General features: G+C 46.3%; 9 protein-coding genes. 3 read left to right on the top strand and 6 right to left on the bottom strand.

Annotated elements, in window-relative coordinates:
• Positions 1-14 precede the first annotated feature (14 nt).
• Positions 15-1,160, bottom strand: coding sequence for a DUF2264 domain-containing protein (locus NSS87_RS11140; RefSeq protein ID WP_339247062.1), 1,146 nt, complete (start codon positions 1,158-1,160; stop codon positions 15-17).
• A 189-nt stretch (positions 1,161-1,349) separates the two neighbouring features.
• Here NSS87_RS11140 and NSS87_RS11135 point away from each other — a divergent pair, with 189 nt between their 5' ends.
• A complete protein-coding gene (locus tag NSS87_RS11135; RefSeq protein ID WP_052404241.1) occupies positions 1,350-2,186 on the top strand; it encodes an AraC family transcriptional regulator in 837 nt (278 codons plus the stop codon).
• Between the two features lie 104 nt (positions 2,187-2,290).
• Here the strand turns inward: NSS87_RS11135 and NSS87_RS11130 are convergent, their stop codons facing one another.
• The 4 genes from NSS87_RS11130 to NSS87_RS11115 all read right to left on the bottom strand — a co-directional run bounded on the left by NSS87_RS11130 (position 2,291) and on the right by NSS87_RS11115 (position 12,318).
• Entirely contained in the window at positions 2,291-8,953 is a 6,663-nt protein-coding gene (locus NSS87_RS11130; RefSeq protein ID WP_339247061.1) for an S-layer homology domain-containing protein, read from the bottom strand.
• Positions 8,954-9,108: 155 nt separating this feature from the next.
• Positions 9,109-9,948 (bottom strand): carbohydrate ABC transporter permease, encoded by an 840-nt coding sequence (locus NSS87_RS11125; RefSeq protein ID WP_081392974.1) that lies wholly within the window; start codon positions 9,946-9,948, stop codon positions 9,109-9,111.
• A 15-nt stretch (positions 9,949-9,963) separates the two neighbouring features.
• Entirely contained in the window at positions 9,964-10,902 is a 939-nt protein-coding gene (locus NSS87_RS11120) for a sugar ABC transporter permease (RefSeq protein WP_042186976.1), read from the bottom strand.
• A 72-nt stretch (positions 10,903-10,974) separates the two neighbouring features.
• Positions 10,975-12,318 (bottom strand): sugar ABC transporter substrate-binding protein, encoded by a 1,344-nt coding sequence (locus NSS87_RS11115; protein WP_339247057.1) that lies wholly within the window; start codon positions 12,316-12,318, stop codon positions 10,975-10,977.
• A gap of 351 nt (positions 12,319-12,669) precedes the next feature.
• On the opposite strand from NSS87_RS11115, the gene NSS87_RS11110 reads away from it, so the two are divergent.
• Together NSS87_RS11110 and NSS87_RS11105 are read left to right on the top strand one after the other, a co-directional pair.
• On the top strand, positions 12,670-14,448 hold the full coding sequence (locus NSS87_RS11110; RefSeq protein ID WP_231573423.1) for a sensor histidine kinase: 1,779 nt from the start codon (positions 12,670-12,672) through the stop codon (positions 14,446-14,448).
• 30 nt (positions 14,449-14,478) lie between these two features.
• Positions 14,479-16,089 carry a response regulator gene (locus NSS87_RS11105; RefSeq protein WP_339247054.1) on the top strand — a complete coding sequence of 537 codons (1,611 nt, stop codon included), beginning with the start codon at positions 14,479-14,481 and terminating at the stop codon, positions 16,087-16,089.
• Between the two features lie 164 nt (positions 16,090-16,253).
• Here NSS87_RS11105 and NSS87_RS11100 read toward each other — a convergent pair whose 3' ends face one another.
• Entirely contained in the window at positions 16,254-16,736 is a 483-nt protein-coding gene (locus NSS87_RS11100) for a DinB family protein (protein ID WP_339247052.1), read from the bottom strand.
• Positions 16,737-16,788 lie beyond the last annotated feature (52 nt).

Here is a 16,788-nt window from a genome sequence, read left to right as displayed (position 1 = left end):
TAGATCAGATCCCCCTATCTACTTAAGGCATGATCTCTCATAACATCCTCTCCGGCTGCAATTCTTTGTGCTGTCCATTTCAGTTCTGTCCCTGCCCAGAAAGGATCTGAAGGAAGTAACCCCAGAGGAAGAAATACTGAAGCGCATAAATAGAGACTTCCCGTATTGATATAGCTCTCCGCAAGCTCGGGCTGGTAACCATACACCCCCGGACGTAGCCACCCGTCCTCATCCAGCGTCCCTGGAAATCCCATAGTCCGTGTGATTACAGCGGTCAAGGCGCAGCGTACCTGTGCGGGTGATAGCGCATCCTCCAGAAAATGCTGTAGCGCCGCTTGTGATAGCAGCTGAAACGCACCAAAACGGTAAACGATAGAGCGCCCGATAAACGGATACGTTCCGTCCGGCGCAATCATCCGTTCCAGAACAGTTGCGTATCTTTGTGCCCGCTCCAGAATCAATGGCCTCAATACGGAGTATTGCTCCGAGTCCCGTTCAAAAAGTGTAACCACATCCACAAGCATCGGCTGAATGACAAAGCTATTGTAATGATCCCAGTGAAAGTCCTTGCCATCCCCGTAGATACCATCGCCTTTATACCAATCCATGAACATGTGGATCGCATAACCAACACGCATCCGGTCATATTCTGAATCGCCGAGTATATACAAAGCTGCTTCAACCATTGCGCTAAACAGCAGCCAATTGCTCCCGCTGGGTGCAGTCCGGCGTGTTCGCTTCAAAGCTGTTATTAAATTACCTTTGACCCGCTCATTCAGCCGCCCGGCAAGCTGCTTCGGTGCACGCACCAACGCGTGAGCGAGGAATGCCGCATCGACCAACGGTTGGCCTTCGGACTTAAAATCCATATAGTCAGGTGATGATGGATCAACAGCGGCATCGATGCATTCCAGCATCAATAGGACATAACGAGCCCTGAGCTCTTCTTCTTCACCCTCCAGCCCTTCTAGCTCTAGCCATGGGGCCATTCCACAGGCCAGCCTGGCGAATGCCTCCAAATGCGCAAACTTGCTCCTGTCACTATGAAACTCGGTGGGCAGCCGTTCCTTTAATTTTCTTTGCGACAAGGCGTCAAGTACTGGGTTCCCGATCTGTAGCATCGTATCCAGCCAATATTTGCGGTGTTTCGTACTATTCATACACCATCCACCCTTTCAATTGCGTCTATTCAGCAGATGCAGATCCGTCCTACTCATATTCAGACCAGCTATATACTTGGCTTATTGCGTAATCTTCTTCTATAGTTTAGTGTTGTATTATTGCAATGTCTTTGCGATTAATGATTATTTATTGCGTTTGTTGCTATTAATCTGAAAGGGGTTATCCGGATGAAACATGCCCAGTATTATCAGCCGTTCGAAGGCGACATACTGGCGGGCATCGGCAATTCACCGATCTCACCCACCAAAGATTTTCATATTCATGATCACTTTGAAATCTTCCTATTTTTAGGGGGCACGGTGAACGGATTTGTGGATCAGTACAGCTATCCGCTTCAACGTGGCAATGTGCTCTTATTCAACAATCACGAGATTCATAAAATCATTAATCTATCTCCGGAGCCTTACGAACGATTAACAATTCATTTCAAAGCTCCACTTGTATATCCCTTCTGCACCGCAACCACAAATCTGCTCGCCTGTTTCCAGAACCGTCAGCCCGGAGAGCAGAATCTCGCTCAAATGGATGAAACACTGCTTGCAGAGTACATGACCCTTGCCTATCGCCTGATTGCAATTTTGGAGAATCCTCAATACGGCAGTGAGGTTCTGGCTTTAACTTATCTGATCCAGATTCTGGTCCTCATTAATGAGCTATATAGCCGTACTAGTTCCACCATACCCAGTATTATTTCATCGCATATTCAATCGGCCATGCGCTATATCGATAACCATCTGCATCTGAATCTGTCGCTAGAGCAGATCGCTGGTGAATTAAACATCGATAAATATTATCTTAGTCACCTGTTCAAGCAGCAGACAGGAGGAACGATCTACCGGTACGTCCTGCTTAAAAAAATCGCTTTATCCAAACAGCTCCTATCCTCCGGAAACTCCGTATCCGAAACCTGTTATCTATCCGGCTTCAATGACTATGCCAATTTCATACGTACTTTCAAGAACATCACGGGCATTCCACCTGGAAAATACGGCAAAAAAAGCTGACATTGCCACTTATCGACGCCTCGCAATTGTATAAACCCTTCTTTGAACTTATAAAAAAACCTGGCACCCGCTAAATGCAGCTGCCAGGTTCATGGAAGTGCGGCTTACAAATATCCCAGCAGATTGGCGATGACTTGCGCACTTTCGGCACGGGTCATCATCTCTTGCGGTGCGAATTGCATATTGCCGCGTCCTTTTATCAGCCCTGCCTGCTCAGCGAAACTTGCTGATTTCTGTGCCCAGTCATGAATTAGGGAATAATCACTGAACGAGCCTGCTGAAACTTCATTTACCTTGCTGCCTTGTAAATATTCATAAGCCCTAACGATCATTACGGCCATTTCCTCGCGGGTAATGCTGCGGTCCGGTGCGAATGAATCCGAACTACGTCCGAGCACTATGCCCGCTTCGCTTACGGCTGCAACGTACTCTGCATACCAAGCTTTGGAGTCCACATCAATAAACGTTGAATGACTTCCTGCCTCTAAGCCTAGCGCTCTTGCAATCATGGTCGCGAATTGTGCTCTTGTCACTTTCCCTTGCGGATTAAACTCAGTATCGGAAATACCTTGGATAATATGTTTAGCCGCCATTGTCTTAATAACATCCCTCGCCCAGCTATCCGTACTGACATCCAAGAATGTCTTGTCATATTCTAGGACTGCAAACTGGCTGAAATGCTGTATTTCCGTACTCCATTTTCCATCAGCTAGCGTTCCGCCCATAAATTCAAGAGCTCCGTTCCCGGCTATATTGTAGATGCCCAGCAAATTAGGATTGGAATCTGAATCTAATATGAAGGTAAGCGTCAGTGGCTTATCAAAACGGGTTACCGGTACGGCAGTGCCATTCGTACTAATAACTTCCAAACTGAAGTTAATTACATCACTTACAGCAGATAACTGAACCGAGCCGTTGACAGCTGGGTTATTCATATGCTGTTCCACGGCAACTCTGGATGCCTTCACGGCCGAGAGTTTGATTCGTGCTCCATCCACTTGACCTCCTGCAGCTTTCTCCTGGATACTCTTTAGCGCTTCTGGGGTCAGTTGGATAGCAAATGTATTCCATACGAGACGCAGCGTGTTCACTCCGATGATATTTGACACTCCCACAGGAAGCAGTACGGAATCAGTAGCTTCTGTGAGCTGAACTGTTATTCCCCCTCCAACCGGAGCCGTGAAATCGTCACTGTTAAGAATCCGCGTGGTCTGCGGCAGCGGTGTTGGTGTTGGCGATACCGTCGGTGCTGTGGTCGACACCGGCCCTGAGGTTACTTCAGGTACAGGTGTTGGTGTAGGATTTGCTGTGGGTTCAACTGTCGGTGTTGGTTCTACCGTTGGTGTTGAAGTCGGCGGTTGCTGTGCTTCTCCCACTGTAACTATTCTTATAACTTCAACAGCCGTATTGCCCGCGGAATCGCTCACATTATAATGATAAATATAAGTGCCTGCTGATGAGGTATCTAACGTCTCCGTATGATTCCCATCCTTCGTAATCGTCGCCACAATACGTTCTGTAATATCGCCATCGCGGTTATCCATTGCGGTGGCTCCGGCATCTGTATAGCTTGCGCCATTGTCCAGTTGAACAGATGGTTCACCAAGCAGTGTAATGACCGGCTTCAGTACATCTGGATCTTCCGATACGATTACTTTTCGGGTGACTTCCGCAGCCGTGTTGCCTGCGGCATCGCTGACATTGTAATGGAAGGTGTAGATATCCGCTTGCGCTGTATCTAACTCCGTCAGACCATACACTTCACTGCTGACCGTTGTATTGATGCGGTCTGTGATATCACCGTCTTGGTCGTCATACGCAGTGGCTCCTGCATCCGTATATTCAGAACCCATCTGCAGATTGACTATGGCTTCACCTATCAAGGTAATCTCCGGCTGCTTCATATCTGGCTCCGGTAGCTTAATCGTTCCGCTGGCCGCAGCTTCTGCCTTCGCCTCGCCCTTGTTCAGTAATACTGTGAAGCTGAAGCTGCCGGCTGTGTCATCAGTAGCTTCCTGGAACGAAGATAGGGTGATATCACCCATCGTAACCCCCGTATCACTGAACCCGATTAAACCGTTCATCGTTTGGAGCAGCCAGGTCCGGACTCCATCTTCGCTGTTAGCTGTTTCCTTCTGCACGCTATATGCAGCACCTTCTATAATACTTTTAGCCTCGTTTACAGCCTGCTCATTGACAATGCTGACCCTGTCCTTCGCCACTGCTAAGTAACTGATCACAGATGCCTGACTATTCGTATTGTTTATCGAATATTTCACGACGCCGCTCACCGGCAGCGTAAAGTCATGAGTGATCGTGACGCCATTAGGACCTGCGAGTACACCGGTCTTGACCGTTTCGTTCACTGTCTTCCCTTCAGCATCAGTGTAGCTAAGCGTGATATCCATCGTGCGGTTGCTCATATTCCACCAGTCCCGATGGAACGATGTAATCGTGTACTTTCCTGCGCTCAGAGGGAGGGTGTAGATCAGAGGTGTATTCTTTGTATTCGAGCTGTAGACACCTGTCTGAGTTTTATCCGTGATAACCACGGCACCGCCAAGCCCTTTGAGATTATAATTTGCCCCTGTATTGATATGACCCCACACAGCGCCTGTTGATAGTTGATCCGCGGTGCTATTCAGAAGGCTGTCGCCCACGAAATTCTTGATCACCGTATAGGGTGGTGTGACGACATCCGCCGAAACACCGACATCCAAAAAGTACACGAGACCTTCTGGCACTACTTCCACATTAGCAGTGGTTTTTAGATTGCCATAAGTGCCGGTTACAGCTACTCTTTCATAGGGTGTATTGAAGCTGACCGCGTCTAAATTCCACTTCACAGACACCTGCAATTTGGATCCATCTTCTCGGATAGCCTCCAACTTATCTGGAAGATTCGGCAATTTCCCGACATAAGTGGCAATATCCTGAGGAGAAGCAAGCTCCCGTATATCCCCTGTTGTCAATTGGTTCTGGGCAGAGATCAGACGTACCGCGAGTTGCACAGCTCCTTCCTGATCCAGTCTGAAATCAGCAGCATTGTCTAGTGCTTCTTGGGCGGTGTTCTGTGCAGCTGCAAAAAGCTGCCAGTCTCTATCCGAATATTCATCCAGTTTGGTAACTTCTTTCGCTGCTATTACCGCTGATTGAAGAGCAGTTGTATCCACAGCACCCTTTACTTCACCGGAAACAACCGCTACCGCGTCCACTACCAAAGTACCGCTTAATACCTTTATCTGAACGTTATGTTGTCCATATTTAAGTCCGCGAAGCGTGTACGTTTGGTAGAGTTCTTTAGAGGCCATCGTATCGGCTGACAGTGTGACAATTTCATCATCAACAGTCACTTCTAACTTAGCCGATCCATTATTCGGTCCCAGAATATCTAACCCGGTGCCTTCAAAAGAATATTCCATCGTAGCAGCTGCACCTTGACTGGTAGATAGGGAACGTTGATAAATATACATACCAGCCCCGTTTTGATGACTCCACAAACCGCCGTATTTTAATTTAGGGTTTGGTGTAGCAGCCAGATCATACATTTCAAGATTATCCAGTAATTCGGAATAGTATGGCGTATAGCCGTCAATCGTCTCGACCTTCAGATTATCGAAACGAACATGATAATATCCACTGGCTAAATCTACCCGACCAGACAATTTAGGGTTCGGATCAGTATAAGAAGCCAGTTTCACATCGTCTAAATAGGCAGTCACTTTATCACCTGCAACCTGAATGGCAATGTTATGCCAGGCATCATGTGCGGTGTTAAATCCATCCAGCTTTACTCCACCGGAACCGCTCACTACATTGCCACTCGCTACTGCGCTATTATTGACCAGCAGCTGCCAACCTCCGTCAAACCAGAACTTCAGTACATAAGGTGTGCCGTTTATAGTGTGAGAGCTGCCGCCTCCTTGATACCGTGCGCCAATCGCAGCATAGTTAGCTCCGCCCTGCGTACTGTTCGTCTCGAACGAAACATCTACACTGGCCTTGTAATTCGTCCACCGGTTATCACCGATAGCCGTTACGGGATCTCCACCGTTCCAAGTACCACCCAGCCCCATAATTTCCGTATCCAGCTGTTGGCGCAGAACATAGTTGTCAGACCCGTCCGGAAGATACGCCTCAAATGCACCGTTGCGGTCGTGCGTATACCGTGGTATCACACTTTTGGAACCGCCGCGGGATTCAATATAGCTTTGGGTGCCAGCATTCTGCCCACCTGCCCCGATCTTCACAACGGATTGATTGGAGTAGTCAAAATCATCGGCGTACAGGATATTGTCCGCTGTATTTTGAATCCTCCCTGTGGCGTCGGTATCAAGCACGATGCGGTCGCCTTCTACAGGTAACGGTGTTTGATACGCCTCATTGTCCTTGTTCTTCAGAGTGGTCACAGTCAATGTCGAATATGGTTTGACATGAATGGTATAAACCCCACTGCCATCAACAGCGACATCCCCGAGATATTTCATATAATTGCTGTTGAAAGCTTCGCCCGCGTCTGCCGCACGAGTCTCCCATACTTCCAATGAGGGATTACCCACAAAGTTCATATTTACCGTCTGAAGCTTATAGGTTTTGGCATATTCACTATCGTTCACGATAACGGTTGAAAAATCGCTTCTGTCAGGTGAAGCAAGCGTCATATAGCTAGGAGAACCGTTGCGACCGCTAACAGGGTTAGTGCCTGTTGCTCCCGTGGAGCTAGCCTTAGGAACTGCTCTCCAAATCCCTGCCGTATTATCCTCGTTCTCCCAGCCCACATTGGCGAACCAGCTGTAATGCTGCAGAGCAACAAGACCTGCATCATAATGAATCCATCCCGACCACGGATCACGTGCGCTAAGTAGTTCCTTAAACGAATATTGTCCACCTTCGTAGAAGGAGCCGATTGCCGGCTGATAAATAAAGTGCGTCCGGCGGGAATTGACGAATCCTTTAATAATCGTATTGCTCATCTCCAGTGGACTGCCAACACCGCCGATGCCGGTTCCTTCCACTGTAGGGTCCTTCACATTATTGTTGGGACGGAAGGCGGAGTTACTGAAGGTGGACTGTGCCTCACTGTTCCATACTTCAATATCATATTGTTCCGCGAGCTTTTTGAAATTCCCTGCGCTGTCGTCGTCAGTGTTATAGTGATATCCGGCGATCGGAGCCGCATCCCTTAGAGAAGCGTCGCTTACCATACTGCCGCCAAATGAACCAATCCCTACTTCATCAGAGATCACAACTTTGATCTGGTTATAGAGCGCTTGCTCTTCTGGGCTTGTAAAACCTTCGTTATCTGTTTTAACACGCTCAGCGTACTGCTTGGTCCAGGTCAAATCAGGCGTATGCTCGTTGATATGAGGATTGACGTAGTCGACCATATAGCCATACTCACGGTAAGCATCAAGAATTGTATCTTTATACCAGGTATAGATTTTATCGTTGTTGCTTGCCCAGGCCGGAGCACTCCATCGCAGGATGCTGACCTTGAGATCCGGATTCGTAGCCTTGGCGTCAGCCGCAAGCTGGAATCCGGGATGCCTAGTGACATTGGCTTCTTCATCGGCCGTACGCATAGTAGCCGGGTCCGGGCCGGTAGAGTTGTTACGGTCATTGCCCATCTCGATTTTCACATGCGTCATAATGGGATGCTCTCCACCGAACAGAATCCGCAACATTTCTGCGTAAGCTTCCGGATGCTCAGCCTTATAATCCATCAACAGGGCACTGGTGCTGTTGGCACTTAGTACGCCAAATCCCTTGAACGTTAGGCCGTTGACATTGTCCGCTTTAATATCGTTGCCGTCGAGTAGAACCTTGACCATAGAAGCTGCGTTCTGCCGAGCATCTTCGATCTCTTTTTGAATCCCGCCCTTGGCAACGGCGAACCAGCTCAAGATTGGCTTCTCACCGGAAACATAGGCATAGGTCAATGTCATAGGGCTACTAGCGTCGATATCACCGGGAATAGTGAATTCGCCGGAAATAAGCGGAGTCACATTAGTATTGAATTGTGCAAACGAGATCGTCTTTGTTGCACCATTTGTATCCTTATATTCGATCTGAGGCTGTATTACTCGAGTGCGGCTGCCATACCAATCATGGAAACCACTACTGAGTGTATAGGTTCCAGCTTCTGGAGCCATTAATTTATATACAATATGATTGCTAGTAGGGTCGGCACGAAGTCCTACTGTCCATATGGATGGATCAGTTGCAGGATCAGTAAGTCCTCCGTCTTTGGAGTTCTTCACCTTGTTTATGGAATCATCAAATCCCCAGGCAGTCGTTCCGGTGACATATTTCTGATCTGGTGACGGGTTGAGCAACGTGCTACCGGACAGCGTTTTGACTGCTTCGTACAGTGGCGAAGAAGTAGGACCATTACCTACGGAATCGCCCCCCCTGCCGCTATCCACAAAGTAAACCAATGGATTCCTTGAAGGTGGAATAACTTCTACATTGGCAACAACCGGCCCACCATTCGCTGTACCCGTGACTGTCACTGTGTCATAAGGAACGGCAAAGGTATCTTCACCTATATTCCATTTCACAGTTGCAGACTGGCCTCCAATGTCAATGCTAGCAGGCAAAGTAGTGTCAGCAGATGTCTTCGCCCCCATATAGGCGGCTGCGAAGATAGTATCCACCGTAGCCGCAGATACAGACGGCATATGGAGTGCCGGAAACATTCCAACTACAAGCGCAGTGGTCATCATCATTGAGAATAGCTTTTTTCTAACGGAGTGTTTTCTGCTCATTCTTTAATCCTCCTTTTGCTATAAATGGTCTCTCGGCATGTTTCATGCTTGATTTGACTTTATCGCCCAGCAAACAAAGAAAGCGCATTCATTTCATTGATAAGCTAAAAAAACTGGCAGCATGCGAAAACTGCAACTGCCAGGTTCAAACCTGTCTAGCCTTTAATACCAGATGCTGCGACGCCTTGAACGAAGTACTTCTGAAGTGCCAAGAAAACAATCACAACCGGAATAATGGAAACCACACTTGCAGCCATTATCAGACCGTACTCGGCGGAATATTGCGAAATGAACATTCGTAGTCCAATCTGTATAGTCTTGAGTTTCGTATCCGTCAAATAAATCATCGGCCCCAAGAAGTCATTCCAAGTGGCAACAAAGGTAAAAATCGTCAAGGTGGACAAAGCCGGCTTGGATAGTGGCAGCATAATTCTCGCCCAAATCCCATATTCGCTCAAGCCATCGATTCGGGCCGCCTCGCACAATTCATCTGGGACTCCCTGATAGAACTGGCGCATCAGAAATACTCCGAAAGCCGAGAATGCCTGCAATAGAATGATTGCCAGATGGGTATTGTTAAGTCCCATGTAACGCATCAAGATAAATTGCGGCACCATATATGCCTGCCAAGGAATCGCGATCGTAGCAATATATCCAAGGAATAAAACATTTTTCCCTCTGAATTGCAGTTTGGAGAATGCGTACGCAGCAAAACTTGAAGTCAATAGCTGCAAAATCGTTACGATAATTGATAATTTCGCCGTGTTATAAATGAAGCGGTCCAGTGGAATACGGGTCCAGATATCCACGAAATTTCCCCAGCGCGGATTCGCCGGAATCCATTGCATCGGGAACGAGAACACATCCTTGTTCAGCTTGAGCGAAGATGACAACATCCATATATACGGAACAAGCATACAGAGCACCGTAGCAAACAACAAAATATACACTAGCACCATCGTGCCGATTCTAATTCCTTTATTTGTACCCACCATATCTTTTGAATCCTCCTATTGTCCGTATTTCTTCTCGCCGCGGAACTGGACGATGGTGATGCCAAGTACCAGCAGAAACAATACAATGGCCATGGCGCTGGCATATCCGTAATCAAGCGAACGGAACGCCGTATTGTAGATTTGATAAACCATAACCCTTGTAGAATCGTTCAACTGATTATCAGCGCCGGCAAATAGGTTGATAAAAATATCGTAGACTTTGAACGAATTGATGACTAGAATCATCAGCACAAAGAAGGATGTAGGCGCCAGTTGAGGGATCGTCACATTGCGGAATCTTCTCCAGGCGTTAGCACCATCAAGTTCAGCAGCCTCATACAACTCAGGGTTGATCCCCTGTAGACCTGCCAAGTAAATGACCATGTAATAACCCATGTTTTTCCACACAGTGAACAGTATTACTGTGAACATCGCCCAGTGTTTATCCGCCGCCCAGCGGGGAAGATCCTCTAGTGGGATACCGGTAAGGGTATGCAAAATATTGTTGATCGGCCCCATCGTAGGGCTGAAGATAAAGTTCCATACGGCAGCAACGGCTACCAAGGATGCCACATATGGGAAAAAGAATACGGTTCTCATGAAATTGCGGGCCATGATCTTCTGATTAAGCAAAATCGCCAGCGCCAGTGCAACAATCATGGTGAACGGTACTACGCCAATAGTGTAAACAATGGTATTCCATAATGCTTTATGAAATGTTGTATCTTTAATAAGCCGGGTGAAATTGTCCAATCCGATATATTTCATTGGATTGGCCCCATCCCATTTCACAAAAGCTAGGATAAAGGCGAAAAACATGGGTACTAGTGTAAACACGGCAAATCCGATAAAGTTCGGCGCAATGAAGCTGTACGCTACCAGGTTTTCCCGGACACCTTTTGACAAATGACGTTTAGGGATTTTTTTTGTATCCAATATGGTTTCGTTCTGCATTCTTTCTCCTCCAAACCTTTCTATAAAAGGCGGGCTTTCACCCGCCCTTAGAATTCACCAACTCTCTTCAGGTTAATTGTTCAAGAGCTGCTGTACGCGCGTATTCATATCCTTCAAGCCTTCGTCGATCGAAGCGTTTTTGGTCATAATGTTATCGTGGGCTTCGTTCAGGATTACTTCAATGTCCGCACTCTTTTCATGCATTGGCATTTCCAAATACGTCTGAACCGTAGTCAGTGCCGCTTTGCTGTTATCATCCGTAGGGAAACCGTCAATGGAAGTAATGGAACTGATAACTTCATCGTTCTTAATCGCTGGAATGGTTCCGGTGGACGCAATGACCTTAGCACCTTCTTCACCAGTCACAAAGTTCATGAAATCAAGTGCCGCTTCTTTATTTTTGGATTTCTGATTTACAGCCAGGGAAGTAATTGTACCCAGTGTTGTACCGGCTTCCACACCATCCGGGTGAGGGTATTTCACAATTCCCCAGTTGGTTGATTGAGACTCGCCGCTCTTCACCTTTTCAATTTGAGTCGCTATAAACCAGCTGCCCATGTTCATCATCGCAACGGAATTGTTGTAGAACACACCGGAATAATGCGTGCTTGAAGTCTTTAGTGTGGCGTAATCCATAACGATACCATCTTCCTGTTCTTTCAAGATCCGTTCATAGGTTGGCTTCAGGAAATCGTAGTTTCCACCGACAACGTTGTTCTTACCGTCAAGAATACCGAACAATTGAACCGCGCTCCGCCAAGTATGATAATGGGCTCCGTATACTTTTTCAGAACCGCTGCCGGAGGTCATTTTTCTAGCAAGTTCATCATATTGGTCGAATGTCATATCATTACTTGGATACTCCACTCCCGCTTTATCGAACAAGTCCTTATTATAGTAGACAACCCAGAAATCACTCCGGAAAGGAAGCGCATACACTTCATCGTTCACTTCGATCTGTTCTACAGTACCGCCATAGACAGATGGATCAATGTTTTTGTCTCCCATGAATCCCTTGAGCGGCTCCAAGTGATTTTGTTTCACAAGGTTTGAGTATCCAGGAATATCCTTAATCGTAAGAACATCCAGATCTGCACCACCGGACAACTGTGTACTTAGCATTGTCATATAGTCGGTGGAACCAAGATCGACATATTCGATCGTTACATTCGGATGCTCAGCTTTATAGGCATCGATCAACGGCTGATAGTATGCTGTGGCTTCCCAATCCCACAATGCCCATTTCAAGGTCACAGGGTCCTGTTTCGGTTCAGCGGAAGCGTTTGCAATATTGCCCGTTTCTGGAGCAGCTGTTGCAGCACTGCCTTCGTTGTTGTTATTACCGGAACATCCGGCTAGCGCACTTAGGGAGAGTATTGTGGCAAAAGTCATGCCATAGAATCTTTTCAATTTCATATAAAAATCCCCTTTTCCTTCTGATTGTTTACACTGATCGGCTCATCCGATCTATTTCAAAGTTTAAGACTTTCCCATCTAGAATGGCATGTATTTTCAAACTCAGTTCATTCACTTTTCTTTGTTCTTCTCTTCCTCCTTGCTTCAAACCTGTAAAATCCTATTTAAAACATGTAAATTTCTCAGCACCTCTGCCTTCCACTGTATGGAATCACAGGAATATGCTATGGTGTTAATATGGATATCGGTAAACTAGTTAAGCATATTATAAATAGAAGATTAACTTTGAACATGCATTAATTGAAAGATATTTTTGAAACCGCTTTATATTTTTCCGCATTTTGTAGAGGAGTGTTCAATACGGTAAGAAAATCAACCATTAAGAGCCGCATTATTCTGATCATGACCATCTTTGCGCTACTGATCGCCGCTCTGCTATCCTTTTTCAGCTATGAATTGATTACCTATTATCAGCGTAAAACAACCATCCAGGCGACTGAGTTCAACCTGCAGCTAGTTTCCCATATTATTGAACAAGATTTGATTAATCTCTCCTCATTGGCGATGACGAATAGCACCAACTCGTCCACCAATACATTACTCACTGATTATTTTGTATCTCCAAAGGCAAGCGCCAAGGATGCTGTTAATGTATTTAACTCCATGCAGGAGGACTTTCGGATCAATCGCTCCAATAGCTATGTCCGCCGCTTGATTGTTACGGGTAACAACGGAAAGTTCCTGCAGGTGGATAATTCCGTCAGCACTTCAATTCCACTTACTGTGCACAATATCGGTCAAATTCCCGGACTAAATAAAGATGCTGTGGAGCAGTGGGAACAAGTAATTAAGGACCCGCTCTCCACCACGAACGGAATTCCTTTTGTTCTACCTATTTACGGAGATGGGGCTGCCCGGATTGGAACGGTCTACTTACTCGCCAATACTTCCTTAATTACCGACAAGTTGAAGGGGTATTCCCTGCCTAAGAATTCCCGAATGCTGTTGACGCTCGGCAATCATCATTATCAGCTCATTGGCGATAAAGTGACTGCAATGACTACGCCGTATGAACCTGTGGCCTATACCGATGATAAGCCTGTCGGTCCACAAACCGAGCTGTCCATGATCAAGCTGGAGGATGAAGAAAGCCAAATCGTGGTCTCTTATCCCGTGCGGAGTGGAGTGATTCTGTCGCAGACCTTATCCAATGATCAATTCGCTCCCAAAGCAAATATATGGATTCTGGTAATGCTTGGCGTTTGTTTACTTGTCATCGTCTTAAGCGGCATTATTACTTTGTACTTAACCCGTAACATCAGTCTCCCGGTAGAGAAATTAAAGAAGCGAATTGATAAGATTGCCCAGGGCAACTTCTTGCTGGACCGCAATATCGAATGGAACAGTGAACTAGGTGATGTTGGTCGAGGTATCAACCGCCTATCACAGGACATTGTTGCGCTCATGGATAGCCGGCTCGCTGACGAGAAGCAGAAACAGGAGCTAGAGTACAGGATGCTGCAAAGTCAGATCAATCCCCACTTCTTGTACAACACACTGAATTCGATCAAATGGATGGCTACGATTCAGAATGCTACCGGTATTGCAGAAATGACTACTTCACTCTCCAGACTGCTGCGGAGCATCGCCAAAGACAACCGGAGACTAATGCCACTGAAAGATGAGTTAAGCCTGCTCGATGACTATTTTCTGATTCAGAAATACCGGTATGGCAGTACAGTCTCGATGGTGAAGGAAATTGAAGATGAGGAACTACTCTCCGGCCTGATTCCCCGTTTCACGTTACAACCTCTGGTTGAGAATGCTATCTTCCATGGCATCGAGCCCAAAGGTAGAGGAGATATTCTCATCACGGTGAAAAAAAGCGGCTTTGCCGATATCCTGGTCACGATTGAAGACAATGGTGTAGGCATGATGGAAGAACAAATCTCCACCATTCTGTGTGAATCGGAGGATGGAACTAAGGGAGTTTTTGAGAACGTTGGACTCCATAGTGTAAATGAGCGTTTACGGCTAGCCTTTGGGGAGAATTACGGTCTTTCGATTGAGAGTGAAATGGGCCAGTATACTCTAATGAAAATCCTTCTACCATTTATACAAAAAGAGTAGAATGGAAAATCTAGCAAGGATGTGGTCAAATTGATTAAATTATTAATTGCCGACGACGAAGCTCTTGTCTGTATCGGCTTGCAGTCTATGCTGAAATGGGAGCAATATAATATAGAGATTGTCGGTATCGCGCACAACGGTGATCAAGAAGAAGAGATGATTGACACTCTCCGCCCGGACATCGTAATCAGCGATATCAAAATGCCAATTAAGAGCGGTTTAGAGGTTGCCGCTTCAATACGTCAAAAATATGGTCGACTTCCGCTCTTCATTATGTTGACTAGTTATGAAGAATTTCAATACGCACGCGCAGCTATAGAGGTGCAGGCCACGGATTATCTAGTAAAGCTGGAACTTACTCCGGAAGCACTGGCCGAATCCATTCGAAAGGCCATTTCCTTTCTAGAGAGTTACCAGACGATGGAAAGCTACCCAAAGCTTGTTCACCGCGGCAACCTTCAGGCGCAGCGTGATAAATTCTTCATTCGTCTGTTCAATAACCTGTTCGAGAATAAGAACCAGTATCTCCTGCAGAAAGAGGATTTGGCGTTAGAGTTTTCCGAGCCCGCCTACCTGGTCTGTACTTGCCGCATTCTAGGCCCAGACACTGTCCCTCCCCGTGGAGATAAGCTGGTTGCCTTATGCTCAAGCACTGTACAAATGGCAAAGGACACGCTTACTTCTATACAACCCTGCTATGTCACCAGTCTTGACTTACGTAATTTCGCCGTTGCTCTACCTGTCCCCGAAGTCAATCCCCGTCACTGGATGTCTGACATTGAGAAGCAACTTACCGACATGGCATCCGTATTACATAACTATTTCAATGTAACGATTATTGGTGCCATAGGGTTTGCCGTCGAGGACCCTTATTTAATGCGGGAGAGCTACCTAGCAGCTCGAAAGGCATTGCCAGTTGCCGTGCAAGAACGGTCTTTTGTTTTCTTCGATGAGAATGAACCTCTAGAGCAGGAACATCCGTTGTTTGATTTCTCTGAATCTCGTTCGGAGATCCGCCGTGCTTTTGAAGAACTAGATACCCTTGCTTTATACACCATCATCTCCAAAATGATTGAAATCTTCAAAGACCGACCTGACTTACTGGTGCCCGCCACCGATGCTGCCTGCAATATTCTGTATATGGCCACTTCGCTTCTTGCGGATGGAGAAAACATTGTAGAGCATATCTTCGAAAATGAACCGGAAGGCTACCGGGCCATCTATCAGATGCATACAATCGAAGAGATCGCCGGCTGGTTGATTCAGTTCCGTGATGGCTGCTCGGAAATTCTCTCTACTCGAAGACAAAGCTATAAAGAACAAATCGTCAAAAATGTCCAGGAATACATCAAAAGAAATCTCGGCACTAAGCTTTCACTGAATCAAGTAGCAGATGTCTTCAATTTCAGTCCAAACTATTTGAGCCATCTGTTCTCCAAAGTCGCTAAGGTCAATTATGTAGAATATATCACGGAGACTAAAATCACTGTGGCCAAGGAAATGATGATGCGCGGTGAAGGTCGTATTTACGAAATTTCCCAAAAACTCGGTTATGAAAGTGCCTTCTATTTCAGTAAGGTCTTCAAGAAAGTGACGGGGATTTCACCCAGAGAATATATGCAACAAATTGAAGCAGGCTGATAGTGATCGCCGGCCCCTCCAAAAAGCAACAGCATTCTTTAGCAATAATAGTGACACTCCGTCCGACAACAAAAAATCTCGTTTCCAAGACAAATGTCTAGGAAACGAGATTTTTTCGGAGTGCCCCTATTCGGCAAGCTTTCACTAGGGACAAGCACCAGTAACTATTTCATTTGAGCTTGTTCTTCTCTAGTAGGACCAATTACGCCAGGTACACGAAGACCTGCTTGACGTAAGAGGACAGTCATTTGACCACGATGATGTGTCTGGTGATCTATAAGCGATCTAAGCATTGCACCACGAGGCATTAAACCAGCAAAGGTCTGTACACTCTCAACCATTTGCTCGTCCGTTAATTTCTCAACCTCAGAAGCAATATTAGCCGCGATATTCTTATACGCTTCAACAATCACAGCCGCATGAGCCGGAACTTCCTTCGGATTGCCTACTGGAGTAAGTGTTAACCCTACCTGACCACCAAAAAACATCGGACAGGTTGCCAAGTGCCAACCTAACCATCCCAATGAGTTGTGACCTTTAACAATTACCTGATCTAATTTGTCATCGGTAAGTGATTCAAGAACGCGAATTGTTCCTGCAGAAGCGCTTGCCCATTCTCCTAGAAAATCTTGAACTGTTCTGTACATTTGAAATCCCCTTTATTGGTCGTTAAATAACGATTACTTAGTCATACCAATT

The sequence above is a fragment of the Paenibacillus sp. FSL F4-0243 genome (genome assembly GCF_037963295.1).
Lineage (GTDB): Bacteria > Bacillota > Bacilli > Paenibacillales > Paenibacillaceae > Paenibacillus_AQ.
This window is presented reverse-complemented; position numbering and strand designations above follow the sequence as displayed.